Origin of the sequence: Saccharopolyspora sp. ASAGF58, assembly GCF_012277335.1 — a bacterium.
Classification (GTDB): Bacteria; Actinomycetota; Actinomycetes; order Mycobacteriales; family Pseudonocardiaceae; genus Saccharopolyspora; species Saccharopolyspora hattusasensis.
Genome location: NZ_CP040605.1, coordinates 1,643,268 through 1,663,262 on the forward strand (window position 1 = coordinate 1,643,268; position 19,995 = coordinate 1,663,262).

Consider the following 19,995-nt stretch of genomic DNA (forward strand, 5'->3'; position numbering starts at 1 on the left):
TTCACGAACCCCGGAACCTGGTGGTGAGGCCCCCGATCGGAGGTCCGCCGAACGTAGGATGGGGGTGTGGAAAACGGTCGACGGGGCAAGGACCTCCGGATCGGCGATCCCGAGCGGGAGAGCGCGATGCGGCTGCTCGGCGAACACTTCTCCGCCGGGCGCCTCGACGTCCACGAGTACGACGAGCGCTGCCAGCAGGTCGCGACCGCCCGGTTCCGCTCCGAACTGAACGCGCTGTTCGAGGACCTGCCCGAGCCGTGGCCGAGCTCCCCGCCGCAGCAGACTCCCGCCGCCCGAACGGCGATGCCCCCGGCCGCCGGGAAGATCGTCCTGGCCATCTGCGCGGCGATCATGGTCATCTTCCTGGTCGTGGTCGCCCGGCAATTGGCCCCGATCCTGCTGATCCCGCTGATTGCCGTCCTCTGGCTCTCCTGGCGCCGCTGATCGACGCCGACCGTCACAATCGACCACGTTTCGTTACGGTGAGGTCATGCACAGCTCGCGGATCACCGGGGCGGGACGGCTGAGCGCACTGCTCGCCGTCGGCACACTCACCCTCACCGGGTGTGGCCTATGGCAGGCGGAGCGAACATCGGACACCGCGGCCTCACTGCCGCCGCCACTGCCCACGACGAGCGCTCCGCCGCCGCTGCCGCCGCGGCCCTTCGAGCTCGCCCTCGACGGGGTGGACCCGTGCCGGCTGCTCACCGCCGACCAGCGCCACCAGCTCGGTTTCGACCGGGCGCCGCTGCCCGGCTCCGAGGTGGGCTTCGGCGACGCGGCCACCTGCAGCTACCGCAACACCACGGCGAAGGTGGGCGCCAGGTTGGCGTTGATCACCACCGAGAGCATGGGGGTGTGGACCGACGACACCGCGCAGGTGGAGGCCTCGCCCGTGGTGATCGGCGGCTTCCCGGCGCTGGTGATCAAGACGCCGGGACTGGACCTGTCCTGCAACGTCGCGGTGGACGTCGCCGAAGGCCAGCACCTCGACGTCCTCTACCGGGACGACGGGGGCCAGCCGCCACCGCCGGTCAATCAGCTGTGCGCCGGGGCCCAGCGGGTCGCCGAAGCCGCGCTGGCGAGCCTGGCCGCACCGGAAACGTCCTCGACGAAACCGTCCGCTCCCCGGACCAAGCCGCAGTAGCACACGACCGCATGACCCGCTCGGATCAATAATTCCGCCGTAATTGACTCCACGGAGTGACACTGGACGCTGCTCCGGACCTCTGTCGTTCACACTGAGCAACCACCAGAGTGATACTGACCGCGTATGGAGCACTCCCCAGCGTGATGATTGCTGACTACAGTGTTCGGCGGACGTTTAGTACCTTGAGCGCTCGGGTCCCGGCATTCGCCGGATGCCCGCGAACACCCGGCCAGGGCCACACCGCCCTGCACCGCCCGGGCGTTCAGGCACAAGGGGCCCGCACCCGTCACCTGGGCCCTTACCTGTGGGAGGGGAAAACGTGCCGCTCACTGCTCCGTGGGGCGACAGCTCGACCGAAGCCCTGCCCGGAACGTCGGGGGGCTCGGTGCAAGTCGAGCCCGCCTCCATTCCGAGGCTGGTGAACGCGCTGCAGGAATCGCTGGATGCGGTCGGCCTGCAGATCGAGCACGCCATCACCGAACTGCGCATCCGGCCCTGGGCCGGCGATCCGATCAGCGCCGACGCGGCCGAGAAGTTCAACCGGCGCTCCGTCGGCGGCGACGACGACGCGCTGAGCGCGCTGTGCGGTTACCGCGACCAGCTGCAGGCGGCCGCCGAGTCGCTGCGGCTCGCCAGCCGGCAGTACGAACGGATCGACGACGACAGCGCTGCGGGAATCGGCGGGGGTTGCTGATCCCGATGAGCGATCACCGTTGGCAGGGATACCGCCACCCCGAGCTGTTCGCGCAGATCAACGAGGGCCCCGGGCCGGACGGCTCGATCGACAGCGTCCGGCGGTGGGGCGAACTCACCCGCGCGCTGAGCGATATCGACGCCGGGCTGGCCGCTGCCGTGTCGTCGGCGATGGCCGGTTGGCAGGGCATCGCGGCGGACAGCGCCCACGACGGGCTGCGCCCGCTGGGCGACTGGGCGGCCCAGGCTCAGCAGGCCACCAGCGTGATGCGGGAACGGGCCGAACAGCAGGCGGAGTTCATCAGCAAGGCCCGCCAGGACATGCCGCCTCCGGTGCAGATCACCACCGAGGAACCGAGCACCTCGGAAACGCTGCTCACGCACCTCTTCGGCGGGCAGACCGACTACGAGCTGCAGGAAGCCAAGCAGCACGCCGCCGAACAGCGAGCCTTCGACGTGATGCGCACGTACGAGGCTTCAACGAAGGACAACACCACGTCGCTGGCGTCGTTCACCCAGCCGCCGCAGGTGGTGGTCGACGCCCCGATCAGCGGCGGCTCCGGCAGGCAGCAGTACGTGACCATCAGCTGGGGCGCCACTTCGGTGCCCGCGGCACGAGTTCCCTCGACGCCGACGACGCATTCCGTGCGAGTCCCCGAGCAGCGACCGGGGCCGCCGGGTGCCGGCGGATCGACGCGCGGCGGTGACGGGCGCTCTGCGGACAAGTGGGCGCGCAAGGACCGCGACGACCCGGTGGACCAGAAGGTGACCGAAAAGGTCGGCCGCCAAGGCGGGTTCTTCGACGAGCCGCAGACGTTGTCCCGCCCGGTGATCGGCGGCGAGCCCGGACAATGACGGTCACCGGCACCGGGCGCCAGCTCCACCTGTCGGCACTGGAGTTCGACGTGCTCATCGAGCACCTCGGATTGGAGACCATGCCGCTGGTACTCAAGGTCCCATCACCCGGACGCACCCACAGCGAACGCGCGAAGCTGGTGGAATCGGCGTGGCGATCGCTGGGCGCCCGCGAACTAGGCCGTCCGACCGGGCTCGATCCGGAACTCGAATGGATGCTGCGGCTGCTGGCCCGCCCCGGCCGCGAGGTCGACGGGCGGATCTGGTTGCGGCGCAGCGTTCGGGTGCTCGCGGCCTCCGATGCCGAATCCGAGCACGCGGTGCTGGCCGTGAAGGACGGGGACACCTTCGGCCTGCGGCCAGCAGCGGCGAGCGGGCTGCCGCGAGAAGCGGTTTCGGTGCTGCCGAGGCTCCGGCCTGGCCCCGGCCGTTCGGTGTCGGTGCGCAGCGGCGATCTCGACGGCGCCGCCGCGGATGCGGGCGACAACGTCGAGCAGCTGCAAAGTGCGTTGCAACGCCGGGGAATCCGCCCGGACGACGCCGAGATCCTGATGAGCATGGCCGCCGGGGTCGACGCGCGCGGGCAGTTCGGCACTGCCGCCCGCGACCGGGTCGGTCGCCGCGTCCGAGCCGATCGGGTCATCGGCTTCTTCGACACCGCGCACGGCCGGTACGCTCAGCTGCGGCGGGAGTCGCCATCCGGCGACGTGTGGAGCACCGTCGCACCGGTCGACACCCGACGCCTGATCGGGCACCTCGAGGAGCTGCTCGCCGAGGTGACCGCAGAACCGTGATCCACGACCTGCTTTACGTTTTCACCGCGAGGAAAAGCGCGGCCGGTGCCTGTTGGGGCCACCGACCGCGCCGCAGAGCCGAAGATGCCTACACCACCGGTTCGACGATGCGCTCCCGCGCCTCCGGGGCCGCCGAGCGCTTCGCGTCGGCCGCCTGGTCGTCGGGCTGTGTCTGCGAATCCCGCTCCGCCTCGACCCGCTTGGCGTACACCTCGACCTCGCGGGCCACGCGCGCGTCGTCCCAGCCGAGCGCCTCGGCCATCAACCGCGCGACCGGTTCGGCGCATTCCACGCCGCGGTGCGCGTACTCGATGGAGATCCGGGTGCGCCGGGTCAGCACGTCCTCCAGGTGCAGCGCGCCTTCGTGGCTGCACGCGTAGACAACCTCGGCCTGCAGGTAGTTCGGCGCAGCCGGGATCGGCTTGAGCAGCTCGGGCCGCCCGTCGCCGAGGGCGAGCACGTCGTGGATCTCCGAGCCGTAGCGGTCCAGCAGGTGCCGGATGCGGTACGGGTGCAACCCGTGCGCGGCGGCCAACTGGTCGGCCTGGTTGATCAGCGCGTGGTATCCGTCGGCGCCGAGCAGCGGCACCCGGTCGGTGATCGACGACGCCATCCGTCCGGTGATGTCCGGCGCGACGGCGGTCACGGCGTCGGCCGCCATGACCCGGTACGTCGTGTACTTGCCGCCGGCGATCGCCACCAGCCCGGGCGCGACCCGCGCGACCGCGTGTTCCCGGGACAGCTTCGAAGTTTCCTCGCTCTCCCCGGCCAGCAGCGGCCGCAGCCCCGCGTAAACGCCTTCGATGTCGTTGTGGGTCAGCGGCGTCGCCAACACCGAGTTGACGTGCTCCAGCAGGTAGTCGATGTCCTTCTTGGTGGCCGCCGGGTGCGCCAGGTCGAAGTGCCAGTCGGTGTCGGTGGTGCCGACGATCCAGTGGTTGCCCCACGGGATGACGAACAGCACCGACTTCTCGGTGCGCAGGATGATGCCCGACTCGGCCACGATGCGGTCGCGGGGCACCACGATGTGCACGCCCTTGCTGGACCGGACCCGGAAACGCCCGCGCCCGCCGGAGAGCTTCTGCAGCTCGTCGGTCCACACCCCGGTCGCGTTGATCACGGCCTGCGCGCGGACCTCGACCTCTTCGCCGGACTCCACGTCGCGCACCCGGACCCCGGCGATCCGGTCGGCCTCCCGCAGGAAACCGGTGACCTGCGTGGACGTCGTGATCACGGCGCCGTAGCGGGCGGCGGTGCGGCCTACCATCATGGTGTGCCGCGCGTCGTCGGCCTGGGCGTCGTAGTAACGGATGCCGCCGATCATCGCGTTGCGCTTCAGCGCCGGCACCATCCGCAGCGCGCCAGCGCGCGTGAGGTGCTTCTGCCCCGGCACGGACCGGGCGCCGCCCATCGTGTCGTAGAGGAACATGCCCGCGGCGGTGTAGGGGCGCTCCCAGAACCGGTGGGTCAGCGGGTACAGGAACGGGACCGGCTTCACGAGGTGCGGCGCGATCCGGGTGAGCATCAGCTCGCGTTCCCGGAGGGCCTCGCGGACCAGCGAGAACTCCAATTGCTCCAGGTAGCGGAGTCCGCCGTGGAACAGCTTGCTGGAGCGGCTGGAAGTACCTGCCGCCAGGTCGCGGGCCTCCACCAGCGCCACCCGCAGCCCGCGGGTGGCCGCGTCCAGCGCCGCACCCGCACCGACCACGCCGCCGCCGATCACGACGATGTCGAACTCGTCCGAACCGAGCCGCCGCCAGTTCTCCGCCCGCTCGGCGGGCCCCAACGTGCCCTTCAACCGGTTCTCGGTTTCGATTTTGTCCTTGGACACCAGGCGTCCTCCTCGCTCGAATCGCGTCCCACCGCTAACCACCCCGCCGACGCGGAACCCGGACTCGGCGCCAGTCCGGACTGCGGTGGACATCATGCCCGACCTGCACCCTTCGTGCCCGGTTCGGCACTCCGCGCATTTCCTGCCTGCTCGACCCGCGCGCCGCGGTCGCGCAGGGCCTCGATATCGGCGCGCGTCGTCTGCGAATCCACAATCACGACGTCGAAGTCCTCGACCGGAGCGACCGCGTGCAGCGCTCGCCGGCGGAACTTGGTGTGGTCGACGTAGAGCACCCGCCGCCGCGCCGAGGCCAGCATGGCCTTCTTGATCTGCACCATTTCCTGCTGCGGGTAGCAGCAGATCCCGTCGGTCACGGCGGAGACCGACATGATCGCCAGGTCGACGCGCAGGTTCCGCAACGCGTCCAGGGCCATCCCGCCGACGAACGCGTCGGCCCACGGCAGGTAGTCGCCGCCCACGCAGATCAGGCTGATGCCCGGAACCCCGGCGAGTTCGCCGAACACCCCGCGGTGATTGGTGACGACGGTCGACGGCGCGCGTTCCGGCAGCAGCCGGGCCAGGTACACGCCGGTCGTCGAATCGTCGAGCACCAGCGCCTGCCCCGGCTCGATCAGTTCCGCCGCGGCCCGGGCGATTTCTTCTTTCTCCGCGGTGTTCTGCTGCAACCGGTATTCCGACGCGGCCTCGTAAAGCAGCGAAGAAGCCGCCGAAACGTAGCCGCGGTTGCGGTGCACCAGCCCCTGCGATTCGAGGTCGGCGAGATCCCGGTACACCGTCATCGCGCTGACCCCGACGGTCTCGACGAGATCGTCGATCCGCATGGTGCCTTCCGCCATGACCAGATCGGTGATCTTGCGCCGCCGGTCCTGCTGCTTCCCCGACGGGCGTCGACCGGACATCTCGTCCACCTCAAATCCCTGGTCATCGCGAAATCCTGGTCGTCGCGAAACCCCTGGTCATCGCGCCTGGGACGGCCCCGCGCGGTCCGGCGCAGCCCGAAGCCGATCCAGCGTCACCATCTAATCTGATAAAAACATCATCAGGGCCATCTTGCGACGTTTGTTTTCGCAAGTTTAGTGTGACCCGCCGTGCGCGTCGATGCCTGGGGTAAGCCCCGCACCGCGGGCTGCTCACCGGCCCCGCGCCACCCGCTGATCGAGATCATCGATCACGGGTCGGGCTCCGCTACTACCAGCCGATACGCACGACTAGGCGGTACAGACCAACCTGTTGCCTACGAGTGGCGGCATGCATGGACACGTGTTGCTATGCGGCAGTACCGTCCCGACTCACTCCATCTCGGACAGTCACAAAACCCGCCTGTGCCCACGGCGGCATTAAGAGGGGAACGGCAGAATGAGTCTTGGTGAGATCTTCCTCTGGGAGATGATGGGGACGGCAATACTCACCCTGTTAGGTTGCGGCGTCGTTGCGAACACCGTGCTGCGCAAGAACCGTGGCTACGAAGGCGGTTTCCTGCTCGTCAACTTCGGTTGGGGTTTCGCGGTTTTCGCCGGCGCCAGCGTTGCGGCACCGTCCAACGCGCACATCAACCCGGCGGTGACGCTCGGGCTCGCGGTCAACGGCCAAGTCCCGTGGCCGGAAGTTCCCGTCTACATCATCGCGCAGCTCGTCGGTGGCACGCTGGGCGCGATTCTCTGCTGGGCCGCCTACAAGCTGCAGTTCGACACCCACGACGACCCGGCGAACACCCTCGGCGTCTTCGCCACCAGCCCGACGGTGCCGAACGCGCCGTGGAACCTGATCACCGAGATCATCGGCACGTTCGTGCTGGTCTTCTGGATCATCCTCAGCCCGCAGGCGGGTGTCGGCGAAACGCCCGGCGTGCCGTCGTTCGGCAACGCGGCGCTCGGTTACGCCGCGGTCGCCTTCATCGTAATCGGCATCGGAAACTCGCTCGGCGGACCGACCGGGTACGCCATCAACCCCGCACGCGACCTCGGGCCGCGCATCGCCTACGCGATGCTGCCGATCCGCCGCAAGGGCTCCGTCGGCTGGGGCTACTCCTGGATTCCGATCGCCGGCCCGGTCATCGGTGGCGTGCTGGCCGGCCTGCTGGCGCTGGCACTGCCCATCAGCTGACCCAACACTCCACTGAAGGAAGGTAAGACGAAAATGGCCTCGTACGTCGCCGCCATCGATCAGGGAACCACGTCGACGCGGTGCATGATCTTCGACCACTCCGGCCGAGTCGTGACCGTCGACCAGATGGAGCACCGGCAGATCTTCCCCAAAGCCGGCTGGGTCGAGCACGACCCGAACGAGATCTGGCAGAACACCCGGCAGGTCTGCGCGAGCGCGCTGGCCAAGGCCGACCTGGTGTCCTCGGACATCGCGGCCTGCGGCATCACCAACCAGCGGGAAACCACCGTGGTTTGGGAGAAGGCGACCGGCAAGCCGGTCTACAACGCGATCGTCTGGCAGGACACCCGCACCGACGAGATCGTCAACTCGCTGGCGTCCGGCGAAGGCGGCCAGAACCGGTACCAGAGCAAGACCGGCCTGCCGCTGGCGACCTACTTCTCCGGCCCCAAGGTGAAGTGGATCCTGGACAATGTGGACGGTGCCCGGAAGCGCGCCGAGAAGGGCGAGCTGCTGTTCGGCAACATGGACACCTGGGTGCTGTGGAACAGCACCGGTGGCCCGGACGGCGGCCTGCACATCACCGACCCGACGAACGCCTCCCGAACGTTGCTGATGGACCTGGAGCGGCTCGAATGGGACGCCGGCATCTGCGCCGAGATCGGGGTGCCGACGGCGATGCTGCCGGAGATCCGGTCCTCGTCGGAGGTGTACGGGACGTTCCGGGAACGCGGTGTGTTCGCGGGAATCCCGATCGCCGGCATCCTCGGCGACCAGCAGGCCGCCACCTTCGGGCAGGCCTGCCTGTCGCCCGGTGAGGCCAAGAACACCTACGGCACCGGCAACTTCGTGCTGCTCAACACCGGGACCGAGCGGGTGATCAGCCAGAACGGGCTGTTGACCACGGTCGGCTACAAGATCGGCAGCAACGACACGGTGTACTGCCTGGAGGGTTCCATCGCGGTCACCGGGTCGCTGGTGCAGTGGCTGCGGGACAACCTCGGCATCATCGCCACCGCCCCGGAGATCGAACAGCTCGCCCGCAGCGTCGACGACAACGGTGGCGCGTACTTCGTGCCCGCGTTCTCCGGGTTGTTCGCCCCGCACTGGCGCTCCGACGCGCGCGGCGCGATCGTCGGCCTGACCCGGTACGTCAACCGCGGCCACCTGGCCCGCGCGGTGCTGGAGGCCACGGCGTTCCAGACCCGCGAGGTGATCGAGGCCATGAACGCCGACTCCGGCGTGCCGTTGAAGTCGCTGAAGGTGGACGGCGGCATGGTGGTCAACGAGCTGCTGATGCAGTTCCAGGCCGACATCCTCGGCGTCCCGGTAATCCGCCCGGTGGTCGCCGAGACCACCGCGCTCGGCGCGGCCTACGCGGCGGGCCTCGCGGTCGGTTTCTGGACCAGCGAGGAGGACATCCGCTCGAACTGGGCCAAGGACAAGCAGTGGGACCCGCAGATGCCGAAGGAGCTTCGCGAAAAGCAGTACCACCAGTGGCAGAAAGCTGTTACGAAGACCTTCGACTGGGTGTCCTAAAGACCTACTGTTGCAGTGAATCTACGACAGGCGTTTCGGGCTCCCAGACAGGGATCATGGCGATCCCTGCTGGCCCACAGCGTCGTTGCGGCGGCGTGATCTGCACCTTGCGAACCAGTCGCGAAAGCAGGTCACGCCGCCGTGTCACCGGGAGCGTGTCCCACTCGCCGATCAGACCCCGCGCAATGATCTGAGCAGGCTCGGATTCTTGACTGTTGGCTTGCTATTCCGCAACGGCGAGCCGTTCAGCGGGTCCAGAAGCCGCTACTGGGGAAGCCTCGATTCAACCTGTCGAGCAACCTTTTCAGCTTCTCCGCAGGGGTCAGGAACGTCGTTCTTCGTGATTCCGCTGACCTTGATCTGAACGACGCCACCGCCTGCGTCGACCAGTACAGAGCAGATACCGCGACCGGAAGATCCCACCGCGACGCCGTGGGCAGCGTTGCGCCCGTTGAGGTTGAACTTTTCGTAGCTGTCCCACTTGCCGTCGGTCTGGTACTTGTCGACGGTCTCCTGCTCGTTCTTGTACAGGGTGACGAGCCTGTCCTCCCCCTCATACGAGCAACCCGGCTCGAACTTGAGCTGCTCGACTTTCTCGCCCTGCCCTCCGACACCGACGGTACCAACGCGGCGATGTCGACCAACTCGTCATGAGCGGTGCCGCGGCAGTGGACAGCGCCCGACAGACGGCATCGGCCGGATACGTTGGCCGCAAGCTCGGAGGCCTGCGAGTGCGCCTGGTGTCGTACCTCGGCGAGCGACACGTGCGCTGCCTGGATTCGCAGATCAAGGATCTTTTGACTGCTCCCCCGCCTGAAGGCGGGGGATTCTTCGTCCCTCGTCTCCAGGCGTAGTGGGGATTCCTGGCTCAGGCAGCCTCCCGAGGCAGCGCCTCGGGAGGTCTTGCGCCCTCAACACCAGCCGGGTACAGCCCAGCCCGGACCAGCATCACACGCGCGGAGTTCTTGTCTCTCGGACAGACGTGCCCGCACGCGGTACAGGTATAGGTTCGTTCCGACAGCGGCAGCGCGTGCTTGGTTCTCGCCCCGCACTGTCCACAGTCCATTGTCGAGTGCTTCGGATCGACAAGCATCACCAGGCGTCCGTGCTTGCGCCCCATCATGATCAGTTCGTTTTTCGTGGCCGAGATCGCAGCATCAGCCGCTTTCCTGGCCATCGTGGTCTTCGCGAGAAATTTCGGGCGGAAGTCCTCCACCGCGATCGCATCGTGGTCCCTCGCCACGCGCAAGGCCCATTTACGGGCCGTGTCCTGACGCTGGCGGGCGACCTTCGCGTGCGCTTTCGCGGCCCGGCGTTGGGCTTTGCGGTATCCCTTTGAAGCGGGCTTGCCCTTCGCCGGCCGACGCCAGGCCATCATCCGCTGATAGCGGGCCAGCTTCACCGCCGCACGCTTGCCGTGCTCGGCATGCGGAAGATCGTGCGCTTCGGATGTGGTCGTAGCGGTCTCGGTCACACCCCAGTCGATGCCGATCACCTGACCGGTTTCCGGCAACGACCGTACCTCGGTCGCGACCACGAACGAGCAATACCAGTGCCCTTGGGCGTCCTGGTACACACGCACCGACGACGGCGCGCAGGGAAGCTCGCGGGACCACACCACCGCGCACACGATGCCACCCGCCAGGTGCAGGCGACCGTCGGTGATCCGGTACCCGCGCCGCGTGTAGTTCAAGCTCGGACGCGCGAGCGCCTTTTTCTTGAACTTCGGCATGCCCGCCCGCTGCCGCATCGGCAACCGGGCCTTGACGTCCTTCAACGCCTTGGCGCGGGACTTGGCGAAGTCACGGATGATCCGCTGCTGCGGAACCGAACCGCCGGCACTCAGCCAGTCGTGTTCACTCCGCCATCCGGTCAGCAGCTTGCACAGGTGCGCGGGACCGCATTTCTCGCCCGCACGGTACGCCTGACGGGAGGTGGCCACGCACTGGTTCCATACCCACCGGCACCGATCCCACTCGGCCAGCAGCGCATGCCGGGAGGTCAGCGACAAACGAAGCCGATAGGTGTACCGGGCGTGCCCGGCATCCTCGGTCTTCACTGTTGCTGCCATATGGATCACCGTAGCATTGGGTTTATGGCCATCGACAGCGAGTTCCGTACAGGAAGACACGTAGTTTTCCGCATGCATGCTCACTTGGTTTTCGTCACGAAGTACCGGCACCCCGTGTTCACCGACGCACACCTGACCCGCATGGAAAAAATCATGCGGGAGGTATGCGGCGACTTCGAAACCGAACTGGAAGAGTTCAACGGCGAAGCCAACCACGTGCATCTGCTGGTCAGCTTCCCACCCAAGGTCGCGGTGTCGAAACTGGTCAACTCCCTCAAAGGGGGTATCCTCCCGGCTGTTGCGTAAGGAGTACGAAGACCTGCGGTTCGCTTACTGGAGAGGTGTCCGGTTGTGGTCGGGCTCCTACTTTGCCGGGTCGGTCGGAGACGCACCGATTTCCGTGGTGCGCCAGTACATCGAACGGCAAACCCGCCCCGCTGCCTGAGTGGTCGGCTTAAGCACGGAATTGATGCGCTTCCTCCCCGCCCTAAAAGACGGGGCATCCGCGCTACGTTCCCTTCGGCGAGGAGCGATTCAGTGTCGGACGAGCAGGGACGGATCTTCCGCGAGGCGTGGATCGCCGGGGTGAACACCTACTACCCCGACGAGCCGAAGCCCGGCTACATCGCCCCGTGGAAGGACACGCCCCTTTGGGAGCGGGCCAGCGCGGCAGCCGTGTACCAACAGGTGCATGATTCCATCCTCGCGACTGAGGGCAACACGGCCAAGCTCGCCCGCGAGCAAAAGGGGCGATTCGTGGCGCTGTGCTGGATCGGGCAGATCTTCAAACCCTTCGACGCCCCCAAGCCCGCGTACATGGCTGACTGGGAAGCCATGCCTGAATGGCAGGGGACACCGACTCCGACATCTTCGAGCGCATCGAGCAAGACGTCGCGTCGCGCTCCGACTAACGACCAGTTCCGAACGTATCGAGCGCCCGCCCGGCAACACCTGCCGGGCGGGCGCTCTGGGTAGGCCCTTCGGAAAACCAGTCTTTCGGCAGGGTCGAGTGAAACATCCGTCCACACTGGACATCGTTATCGACCGGCAGGCGGCGCAACTCGCATTCTCGAGGGGTTGCGCCGCGTTTCACGGTCGGTGTTCCTGGGGAAGACCAGCGGCACCGGCCGACCAGCCCCGCGCCTCGACGGCCACATCTGCGAACTGCTCGACGTTGACGAGTTCCGCACCCGGAGAGCTGCGGCGTCTGGCCAACCTAGGGTGCTGACCAAACGCCGCAGCCCATGGACCAGCCATCGACCTGCGAAATCGGCGACTGGGTTTCGGACGCGAACGTCACTCGCGTGCGTCCACCCTAAACACAACACCGTTTCAGGCAAATACCGATTGGCATATGCCACCCCTTCGGGCGAACGAGAGCCCGCATCGACCGGCCGCACCCGTGCCACGGACGAACCGCCTGGCTACATCACGACTCGCGCCGCCGATACGCCTTGCTCCGTTCGGCGTCAGGGGACGACCTGGACCTCGTCGCCTGGGTTCAGGGTGTCGAAGAACCGCTTCGCTGCCGTCGTGGACAGGTGCACGCAGCCGTTGGACTGGGCTCGCAGGCTTCCCTCGTGGAAGGCGACGCCGGTGTTGGTGAAGAACACCGAATTCGGCATCGGCGCATTGTTGAACTCGCTGCTGCGGTGGTCGGCGTCCTTCCACTGCACCCGGAAGACACCGGTCGGGGTCTCCGATCCTGGCTTGCCACTGGTGATCGGGACCGGGCCATAGCTGGTGGTCCCGTTGCTCTGGAGCCAGGCCTGCTTAGTCGACAGGCTCACGCACGCCTTGGCGCTCGCCCGGCACGGACTCGGACTGCCGCCCGTGGCCTGCGCGGTGACGACTCCGCCCGCGAGCACACCGCTGGCGACCAGGGCCGCCACGGTGAGCGCCTGCGCTTTCCTGATGCCCATCTTCTCCTCATGCCTTCGCGCATCGCTTTGGGTCCCCGACGATGCCACACGCCGATGCAGCGTCCGATCCGCGAACGGGTCGCGCCACGCCCGAGCGGGCACCCCAAGGGGGAACATGCGGTTTCGCTCGATTGCCTTTATGCACTGGGAAAAACATCGAATCGACCCCGAGTGACCAACGTCACTCCCAATACTTGCACGGCGGCGATTCGCACAGTACGCGGCCGCGCACCCGACGTGACCAAGCCGCGTTCGCTCCCCCACGAGCACCTTGGCTCAAACCGTTCTCGAATCGACGAAACCGAACGGCGCCACTTTTCGTTGATCAAGCCAAGCAGGGCACATTCGGGCTTGATCAACTCAGCCCCAGGCCCACGGTCGGCTTGAACCTTCCGGATTCTGACGATTTGTCCGATTCGAGGCGAGGCCGGCTTGTTCGGGCTCCGCCCGGATCGGCGCGCGTGGAAAGCGAGTGGGATGAAGACCGGGAAAGTAGCTGCAAGCCGCTGCCCGTGGGCACCCGGATCCCGGACGCGGTGGTCGGCGGAGTCGGCGTCTTCGCGCTGGATGCCAGCCATGACACCACTCATCTCGTGGTGGTCACCCAAAAGGGCTGAGCCGCCGAGCACCTCGGCTTGGACGTTGTGGCCGGGTGGTGCCTGCCGAATCGCACCACCCGGCTCATGGCACCGCCGCGCGCCGGTCGAGGGGCGACTCGTCGCGGCATGGCGGTTTGGCATTTCCGGCTTCGGGAAGTCCGGCGATCGGTCTCCAAGATCACCGGACGTGGCCGGGCATCGTTGGTCGCGCCGGACGAAATCGTTGCTGTCCCGGCAGATCGACTAGCGCGGCGCGTTGCTCGCCGCCAGCAGGTCAGCCAGCACTCTTGATCTGGCTTAGCCGTTGTGCTCATCGGGGTGCCAGGTGCGGTGCACGGCTCTCCGGCAGTGGGCGGAGCCCGAGCCGGTCCGCGATCAGCTCGGGGCGGTGGCCGACCGCGATCCGCACCGGCATTCCGCCCACGTAACCGGATTCCGTGGTCTCCAGGATCTGCACGTCGCCCTGCGCGTCGAACCAGACGATCGGCACATCGGTCCCCATCCGCTGCAGCCCGGCGAGCACGGCGAGAGAATCCATGCAGTCCCCGGGACACCACGGTCGGAACCGCACCTCGGTCGACGGCACGAGCTACCTCGTCCGCGACGGCCGGGTACAGCACGCCGAGGCGCTGCCACACGTCGCCGTGGGGCAGCGGCAGCTCCACTACCGTGAGGTCGGGCGGCAGCGGAAGACCGGGATCCGGCAGTCGCTCACCGGGGTGGTAAAGCACCGAAACAATCGCCATGGCCCGAGATTAAGGGGTCTCGGGCAACGTCGGCGACCGGTTTTCCGGACAGTATCAACGGAAGTCGTCGGCGTGGTCGACGGCCCACTGGGTGAAGGTGCGTGCGGGACGCCCGGTCACCTGCTCGACCGTCCGCGCCGGTACCTCCGGGTTCTGCGCGCTCTGCTGCCGGTAGGAGAGCAGCGTGTCTGCGACGCCCGCCGGAACGCCGTCGGCGACCCAGCGGGCGCGGGTTTGCTCAGGAGTCTCCTCCTCAAGCTTGATCTCCCGGCCGATCGCGGCGCCGATCGCCTGCACCTGCTCGCCCACCGTGATGGATTCCGGCCCGCTCAGCGGATAGGCCACCCCGGAGTGCCCCTCCTCCAGCAAGGCGGTCACCGCCACTGCCGCTATGTCGTCCTCGTGAATCGGCGTCTGCCGCGCTTCGGCGTACGGCTCGCGGACGACGCCTTCGGCGCGGATCGATTCGGCCCAGGCCAAGGAGTTCGTCGAGAACGGGCCGGGCCGGAGGTAGGTCCACTCGAAGCCGCCCGCCGCCACCGCCTCTTCGAGCACGCGGTGCCGCTCGCCGATCGGGTTGTTGCCGGCGGACTCCACCGCCTTCGAGGACAACAGCACGATACGTCGGACGCCGGCCGACTTCGCCTGCTCGACGAACGTCCCGACGCCTTCGGGCACCGGGAACAGGAAGACGCGGTCGACGCCGGCGAGCGCATTCGCCAGCACATCCGGCTCGGTGAGGCCGCCACCGACGACCTCGACACCGCCTGGCAGCCCCGCAGTTTCCGGCCGCCTGGTCAGCGCGCGCACCGGCGCTCCGGCCGCCAGCAGACGATCGACCACACGACGCCCTACGTTGCCGGTCGCGCCGCTCACCAACACGGTCATGGAGAATCCCCTCGGCTCACTGGATGATCACATTCACGCTAGGACCTCCAGCGCACTCGAAGTCAATCGAACGAGCGGTTCATCCCCGATGTCGGCTTCGAGCCCGATATCCGGTGGGTAGTGGCAAGCCTGGCCGGAGCAGTCCTGCTGCGATCAGGTCGCCCCACAACTCCGCCGGCACCGGTCGATCGAACAGTTCGGCGTTGCCCCGGACCTCCGCGGCCGACCGGGCCCCCACCACGACACTCACGACCGCAGGATGTTCGGCGGCGAAGGCAATCGCAACCTGCGGGACGCTCGCGCCGTGGCGGTGGATCACCTCTGCCATCCGGGCCACGCGCGCTCGCAGTTCCGGCGCGGCCGGGGCGTAGTCGTACATGGCTTCCGGCCCCAGCTCGTCGGTGGCCAGCACACCGCCGTTGAAGACGCCGGCGGCGAGGACCGACACGTTGCGCCGGAGGCACGCCGGCAACATGCTGTCCACTGCGGACTGTTCGAGCAAGGTGTACCGGCCCGCGAGCAGCACCGCGTCCACATCGGTTTCCGCCACGAACCGCTCCAGCATCTGCCACTGGTTCATGCCGACCCCGATCGCGCCGATCACGCCCTGGGCCCGCAGCTCGTGCAAGGCCGGGTACGCCTCGCTGACGGCCTGCGCCCAGTGGTCGTCCGGGTCGTGGATCAGCACCAAGTCGATGCGGTCCAGGCCGAGCCGCCGCAGGCTGTCATCCAACGAGCGCCGCACCCCGTCGGCGCTGAAGTCCCAAACCCTCCGGTGATCGGCGGGAACCTCGAAACCCGCGTCGTCCTGCATCCCCGCGCCTCGCGGATCGGGCACCAGCAGCCTGCCGACCTTGGTGGACACGGCGAACTCGTCCCTCGGGCGCCCGGTGAGGGCTCGGCCGAGCCGACGCTCGGCCAGTCCCAGCCCGTAGTGCGGAGCAGTGTCGAAGTAACGGATTCCTGCGCCCCACGCCGCATCTACCGCACCGAGCGCGGTGTCTTCGTCCACCGCGCGGTACAGGTTGCCGATCACGGAGCCCCCGAACCCCAGCGCCGAGACCGAAACCTCGGACCCACCCAGCCGATCCGACTTCATGCGCCGTGGCTTCTGGGTAACTCCCACACCTGCTTCAACCCGGTGTCCGCGCCCGAGTAGTCGTCCTCGACGGCCAGGAGCTCGGACATCGTGGCCTGCCAGGCGACATTCACGGGGTGGTCGCGCAAGGCACGCCGCATCGCCCGGTAGTCCTCAACCTCCACCACGTGGAAGAGGTCTTGGCCGTCGCGCCAGATCCGCCAGCTGTGCACGCCCGCAGCTCGCAGCGCCGCGTCGAGTTCGGCCGGGATAACCGCGTGCACCCGCTCGTACTCGGCTTCCTTGCCGGGTTTGAGCTTGGTGTGCAAGGCAATTCGCTGCATCTCCAGGTCCCTTCAGTTCTTCCGCAGGCGCAGGCCCTGCATCCCGCCGTCCACCGCGAGCGCCGTGCCGGTGGTGGACCCGGCCGCCGGACCGGCCAGGTAGGCGACGGCCGCGGCGACTTCGGCCACCGACACGAGCCGCCCGGTGGGCTGGCGGGCCTGCAGCGCACGCAGTTCCCGCGTCCGGATCGTCGGCGGCCGCGAGCAGCCGGCGCACCCAGGGCGTATCGACGGTACCCGGGTTGACGCAGTTGACGCGGATTTCCTCCGACACGTGGTCGGCGGCCATCGCCAAGGTCAGCGACAGCACCGCGCCTTTGCTCGCGCTGTAGAGCGCCCGGTTGGGCAGCCCCGCCGTGGCCGCGATCGAGCAGGTGTTCACGATCGCCGCGGCCGACGACTCGCGCAGATGCGGCAGGCACGCTCGGGTCGTGCGCACGATGCCCAGGACGTTGACGTCGAAGACCCGGCGCCACTCGTCGTAGTGGTTGGTCTCGACCGTGCCCTGCGCACCGATCCCAGCGTTGTTGACCAGGACGTCCACACCGCCGAGCCGATGCGCGACCTGCTCGACCGCCGCGGACACCGACTCCTCGTCGACCACGTCGCAGCGCAGTCCGAGCACGTCCGCCGGCACGCCGGACGGGTCGAGGTCGAGGGCTGCGACCGCGGCGCCGCGTGCGGCGAGCTCGGTGACCACCGCCAAGCCGATACCCGAACCCGAACCACCTCCGGTGACGACGGCGGTCTGACCGGCGAATTCGCTCATTAGGCCACGGTCCCCCCGGCGATCGACTTCCAAACCGTGCCGTCGGGGTATGCGTAGTCGACCATCGCCTCCGGTCGCAGCTGCGCGGAGAACCCGGGGCGGCTCGGGGCCAGGTAGTTGCCGCCGCTGAGCCTCACCGGGTCGACGAAGTGCTCGTGCAGGTGGTCGACGTACTCGGTGACCCGGTCGTCCATGGATCCCGACACCGCGACGAAGTCGAACATGGCCAGGTGCTGCACCAGCTCGCACAGGCCGACCCCGCCCGCGTGCGGGCACACGGGCACCCCGAACTTCGCGGCAAGCAGCAGGATCGCCACGTTCTCGTTGACCCCGGCGACGCGCGCGGCGTCCAGTTGCAGGTAGGACAGGGCGTTCGCCTGCAACAGCTGCTTGAACACGACCCGGTTCGCCACGTGCTCGCCGGTGGCGACCCGGACCGGCGCGATCGCCTTCGCGATGGCGGCGTGGCCCAGCACGTCGTCCGGGCTGGTCGGTTCCTCCACCCACCACGGGTCGAACGGGGCGAGTTCACGGATCCAGTCGATCGCGGTTCCCACGTCCCAGCGCTGGTTGGCGTCGACCGCGATGCGGATGTCCGGCCCGACCGCCTCGCGGGCGATCCGCAGCCACCGGACGTCGTCCGCCAGGTCCGCTCCGACCTTTAGCTTCACCTGCCGGAACCCCTGCTTGACCGCATCCCGGCAGAGACGCCGCAACTTCTCGTCGGAATATCCGAGCCAGCCCGGAGTCGTGGTGTACGCCGGGTAGCCGCCGTCCCGGAGCTGCGCCGCGCGCTCCGCCCGACCCGGCTCGGCCCGCTGCAGGATCTCCAATGCCTCGCCCGGTGTCAGTGCATCGCTGAGGTATCGGAAGTCGACGAGCTCGGCCAGCTGCTCCGGCGCCAGCTCGGCGAGCAGCTGCCACAACGGCTTGCCCGCCCAGTTGGCCTTCAGCTCCCAAAGGGCGTTGACCACGGCCGCGATCGCCATGTGCACCACGCCTTTTTCCGGCCCCAGCCAGCGCAGCTGTGAGTCGTGCACCAGCTCCCGCCACATTCCGCCGAGGTCGTCCAGGGTTTCCTTTACGGCGCGACCGACCAGTGCGGGTTCCAGCGCCCTGATCGCCGCGGTCTGCACGTCGTTTCCGCGGCCGATGGTGAAGGCGAAGCCGTGCCCCTCCAGGCCGTCGGTCGAGTCCGTGCCGATCACGACGTAGGACGCCGAGTAGTCCGGGTCCGGGTTCATCGCGTCCGAGCCGTCCAGCTCGCGGGAGGTGGGGAACCGGATGTCGTACGTCCGCAGGCCGGTGATCGTCGCTGGCATCACGTCCACCTCGCTTCAGGCACGTCCGCTCCTCCCGGCAACGAGCGCGTCCCTAAGGTATAGCTACCTCCACCGCGAATTCCAACTTTGATCCGCAGGATCATCGCAATCGGTCCCGACATGCCGACGGTCGGCGCGGCGACCATCGACGCGACCGGCGTGCTCGTGCTGCCCGGGTTCGTGGACACCCATCGCCACATCTGGCAGACCGTGGTGCGGCATCGGGGCGCGGATTGGGGTTTCCGAGACTACTTCGGGAGATTTTCCACCGCATCGGGCCTCGGATTCGACCGGCGGACGGGTACGCGGGCACCTTGCCGGAGCCTTGAAGGCACTCGACAGCAGCGTGACGACCCTCGTGGACTGTGCCCACGTCCAGAACACCCCTGCCCATGCCGATGCGGGCCTCGATGCGCTGCGCGACCGGGATCCAAGCCGTCTTCGCGCACGGCTGGCCGTACACCGATGCGGATTGCTGGCTGACGAACAGCACCGAGCCGAATCCGGCCGACCTGCGCCAACTGCGGGAGAAGATACCCGGTGACGACGGCCTGCTCACCCTGGCCATGGGCGCACGCGGGCCAAGCAGCACGGTCCCTGAAGTCACCACCGCAGACTTCAGGATGGCGCGCGAGCTCGGGATCCCGATCACCATGCACGTCTCCGGCAACGACTACGTAGCCCTGCCGGACGAAGCGGGCCTGCTCCGGCCGGATCTCACCTTCGTGCACGTCTCGAGTTGCGGCGACCACGAGCTCGCGGCCGACCACGGAGTCAGCATCTCCATCGCGTCGCAGATCGAGCTGACCATGCCCGGGCTGGGCCTGCCGACGATCGAACGCCTGCTGCACGCCGGCCTCGCACCAATCCTCAGCGTGGACAGCGAACTGCCGCAGCAGGTGACATGTTCACGTAGCTGCGGATCGCGGTCGAAGCGCGCACCGTCGCCCTCAGGAAGGAAACTGTCCACAAGGGAGGTTATGCGCTGGGCGACCTCTCATGGTGCAGCAGCCTGCGGCGTGGCGGACCGCACCCGCTCGCTGACGCCGGGCAAGGAAGCCGACGTCGTACTGCCGAGGGCCGATGACGTGAACCTTTCGCTGCTCAACGCATCCGCCGAAGCACTCGTGCTCGCGGCACACCCGGGCAACGTCGACACGGTGCTGGTCGCCGGCCGGGTGGTCAAGCGCCACGGCAGGCTGATCGGGGACGTGGCGCAGGCCGGACGGCTCGCTGCGGCCGCCAGCGAACGCCTCCGCTAGCCGTGGTT

Annotated in this window: 18 protein-coding genes and 4 pseudogenes; 11 read left to right on the forward strand and 11 right to left on the reverse strand. The window is 68.0% G+C overall.

Annotation, left to right across the window (positions count from 1 at the left end; genetic code table 11):
• The first annotated feature begins 66 nt into the window (after positions 1-66).
• From FDZ84_RS07455 to FDZ84_RS07475, 5 genes are all read left to right on the forward strand, one after another.
• Complete coding sequence (locus FDZ84_RS07455; RefSeq protein WP_223839932.1) at positions 67-444, forward strand: DUF1707 domain-containing protein; 378 nt, start codon at positions 67-69, stop codon at positions 442-444.
• 46 nt (positions 445-490) lie between these two features.
• On the forward strand, positions 491-1,147 hold the full coding sequence (locus FDZ84_RS07460; protein ID WP_168585296.1) for a DUF3558 domain-containing protein: 657 nt from the start codon (positions 491-493) through the stop codon (positions 1,145-1,147).
• 322 nt (positions 1,148-1,469) lie between these two features.
• On the forward strand, positions 1,470-1,844 hold the full coding sequence (locus FDZ84_RS07465) for a hypothetical protein (protein ID WP_168585297.1): 375 nt from the start codon (positions 1,470-1,472) through the stop codon (positions 1,842-1,844).
• 5 nt (positions 1,845-1,849) lie between these two features.
• Entirely contained in the window at positions 1,850-2,698 is an 849-nt protein-coding gene (locus FDZ84_RS07470) for a PPE domain-containing protein (RefSeq protein ID WP_168585298.1), read from the forward strand.
• Positions 2,695-3,492 (forward strand): ESX secretion-associated protein EspG, encoded by a 798-nt coding sequence (locus tag FDZ84_RS07475; protein ID WP_168585299.1) that lies wholly within the window; start codon positions 2,695-2,697, stop codon positions 3,490-3,492. Before FDZ84_RS07470 ends, FDZ84_RS07475 begins: the two co-directional genes overlap by 4 nt.
• A gap of 88 nt (positions 3,493-3,580) precedes the next feature.
• On the opposite strand, the gene glpD is transcribed toward FDZ84_RS07475, so the two are convergent.
• Positions 3,581-5,416 (reverse strand): glycerol-3-phosphate dehydrogenase, encoded by a 1,836-nt coding sequence (gene glpD, locus FDZ84_RS07480; protein ID WP_246869136.1) that lies wholly within the window; start codon positions 5,414-5,416, stop codon positions 3,581-3,583.
• On the reverse strand, positions 5,416-6,243 hold the full coding sequence (locus FDZ84_RS07485; RefSeq protein ID WP_210435466.1) for a DeoR/GlpR family DNA-binding transcription regulator: 828 nt from the start codon (positions 6,241-6,243) through the stop codon (positions 5,416-5,418). Before FDZ84_RS07485 ends, glpD begins: the two co-directional genes overlap by 1 nt.
• Positions 6,244-6,700: 457 nt before the next feature.
• Here FDZ84_RS07485 and FDZ84_RS07490 point away from each other — a divergent pair, with 457 nt between their 5' ends.
• Together FDZ84_RS07490 and glpK are read left to right on the forward strand one after the other, a co-directional pair.
• Positions 6,701-7,447, forward strand: a complete 747-nt coding sequence (locus FDZ84_RS07490) for an MIP/aquaporin family protein (protein WP_168585302.1) — start codon at positions 6,701-6,703, stop codon at positions 7,445-7,447.
• A gap of 33 nt (positions 7,448-7,480) precedes the next feature.
• Positions 7,481-8,986: a glycerol kinase GlpK gene (gene glpK / locus FDZ84_RS07495; protein WP_168585303.1), complete on the forward strand. Its 1,506-nt coding sequence runs from the start codon at positions 7,481-7,483 to the stop codon at positions 8,984-8,986.
• A gap of 264 nt (positions 8,987-9,250) precedes the next feature.
• Here glpK and FDZ84_RS07500 read toward each other — a convergent pair.
• Positions 9,251-9,589 (reverse strand): annotated as a pseudogene (locus tag FDZ84_RS07500) (DUF3558 family protein); the annotation flags it as partial.
• Between the two features lie 265 nt (positions 9,590-9,854).
• Positions 9,855-11,057, reverse strand: a complete 1,203-nt coding sequence (locus tag FDZ84_RS07505) for an RNA-guided endonuclease TnpB family protein (RefSeq protein WP_168585304.1) — start codon at positions 11,055-11,057, stop codon at positions 9,855-9,857.
• A gap of 24 nt (positions 11,058-11,081) precedes the next feature.
• Here FDZ84_RS07505 and tnpA point away from each other — a divergent pair.
• Together tnpA and FDZ84_RS07515 are read left to right on the forward strand one after the other, a co-directional pair.
• Positions 11,082-11,502: pseudogene (tnpA, locus tag FDZ84_RS07510) on the forward strand (IS200/IS605 family transposase).
• Positions 11,503-11,594: 92 nt separating this feature from the next.
• A pseudogene (locus FDZ84_RS07515) lies at positions 11,595-11,968 on the forward strand (hypothetical protein).
• Between the two features lie 558 nt (positions 11,969-12,526).
• Here the strand turns inward: FDZ84_RS07515 and FDZ84_RS07520 are convergent.
• Positions 12,527-12,979 (reverse strand): L,D-transpeptidase, encoded by a 453-nt coding sequence (locus FDZ84_RS07520; RefSeq protein WP_168585305.1) that lies wholly within the window; start codon positions 12,977-12,979, stop codon positions 12,527-12,529.
• Between the two features lie 461 nt (positions 12,980-13,440).
• Here FDZ84_RS07520 and FDZ84_RS07525 point away from each other — a divergent pair, with 461 nt between their 5' ends.
• Positions 13,441-13,596: a hypothetical protein gene (locus FDZ84_RS07525; RefSeq protein WP_168585306.1), complete on the forward strand. Its 156-nt coding sequence runs from the start codon at positions 13,441-13,443 to the stop codon at positions 13,594-13,596.
• Positions 13,597-13,888: 292 nt separating this feature from the next.
• Here the strand turns inward: FDZ84_RS07525 and FDZ84_RS07530 are convergent, their stop codons facing one another.
• The 6 genes and pseudogenes from FDZ84_RS07530 to FDZ84_RS07555 form a co-directional block, all read right to left on the reverse strand.
• Positions 13,889-14,116 carry a hypothetical protein gene (locus FDZ84_RS07530; RefSeq protein ID WP_168585307.1) on the reverse strand — a complete coding sequence of 76 codons (228 nt, stop codon included), beginning with the start codon at positions 14,114-14,116 and terminating at the stop codon, positions 13,889-13,891.
• 262 nt (positions 14,117-14,378) lie between these two features.
• The gene (locus FDZ84_RS07535; protein ID WP_168585308.1) at positions 14,379-15,212 is read right to left on the reverse strand and encodes an NAD(P)H-binding protein; all 834 of its coding nucleotides are present in this window, start codon (positions 15,210-15,212) and stop codon (positions 14,379-14,381) included.
• Positions 15,213-15,291: 79 nt separating this feature from the next.
• Positions 15,292-16,311, reverse strand: coding sequence for an aldo/keto reductase (locus FDZ84_RS07540; RefSeq protein ID WP_168585309.1), 1,020 nt, complete (start codon positions 16,309-16,311; stop codon positions 15,292-15,294).
• The gene (locus tag FDZ84_RS07545) at positions 16,308-16,634 is read right to left on the reverse strand and encodes an L-rhamnose mutarotase (RefSeq protein ID WP_168585310.1); all 327 of its coding nucleotides are present in this window, start codon (positions 16,632-16,634) and stop codon (positions 16,308-16,310) included. The genes FDZ84_RS07540 and FDZ84_RS07545 overlap by 4 nt, the downstream gene beginning before the upstream one ends.
• Positions 16,635-16,646: 12 nt before the next feature.
• Positions 16,647-17,403 (reverse strand): annotated as a pseudogene (locus FDZ84_RS07550) (SDR family NAD(P)-dependent oxidoreductase).
• On the reverse strand, positions 17,403-18,725 hold the full coding sequence (locus tag FDZ84_RS07555) for an L-fuconate dehydratase (protein WP_168585311.1): 1,323 nt from the start codon (positions 18,723-18,725) through the stop codon (positions 17,403-17,405). Before FDZ84_RS07555 ends, FDZ84_RS07550 begins: the two are co-directional and overlap by 1 nt.
• A gap of 392 nt (positions 18,726-19,117) precedes the next feature.
• On the opposite strand from FDZ84_RS07555, the gene FDZ84_RS07560 reads away from it, so the two are divergent.
• Positions 19,118-19,987 carry an amidohydrolase family protein gene (locus FDZ84_RS07560; RefSeq protein WP_210435467.1) on the forward strand — a complete coding sequence of 290 codons (870 nt, stop codon included), beginning with the start codon at positions 19,118-19,120 and terminating at the stop codon, positions 19,985-19,987.
• Positions 19,988-19,995 lie beyond the last annotated feature (8 nt).